The sequence below is a fragment of the Vibrio sp. 2033 genome, assembly GCF_033339735.1.
The window spans coordinates 1-535 of sequence record NZ_JAWOVC010000751.1 but is presented as its reverse complement, the minus strand read 5'-3'; the positions used below and the strand labels follow the sequence as shown (position 1 = coordinate 535).

Sequence of the window (535 nt, the reverse complement as noted above, 5' to 3'; positions counted from 1 at the left end):
TGCGCCAAGCGAACTCAATCACGATGCGATTCACTGTGAAAGAGTTGGTCTCTTTTGGTCGTTTCCCTTATTCAAAAGGCAATCTCACCAAAGACGATCATGCGGTTATTGCACAAGCCATTAACTACTTAGACCTTCAAGATATTGAAGATAAATACTTGGACGAGCTAAGTGGCGGTCAGCGTCAGTTGGCGTTTATCGCCATGGTGATTGCTCAGGATACGGACTACGTTTTCTTAGATGAACCGCTGAACAACTTGGATATTAAGCACTCATTGCAGATCATGAACGTGATTCAAAGGGTTGCTCATGATATGAACAAAGAAATGGTGGTTGTGATTCACGATATCAACTTTGCGGCGTGCTATTCCGATGTCATTCTGGCGCTTAAACAAGGCAAAGTGGTGGCAAGTGGCGCGGTTGAAGAGGTGATTCAGGCAACAACATTGGAAGACATCTACGAAACGCCATTTAACATCATTGAGTTAAATGGCAAACGCATGTGCACTTACCATTAATCTGAACCAACTTGTTG

At 43.6% G+C, this 535-nt stretch carries 1 protein-coding gene; it reads left to right on the top strand.

Annotation, left to right across the window (positions count from 1 at the left end):
• The coding region (locus tag R7P74_RS28890; protein ID WP_318124139.1) for an ATP-binding cassette domain-containing protein at positions 1-518 on the top strand (518 nt) is incomplete at its 5' end.
• Between the last annotated feature and the right edge of the window lie 17 nt (positions 519-535).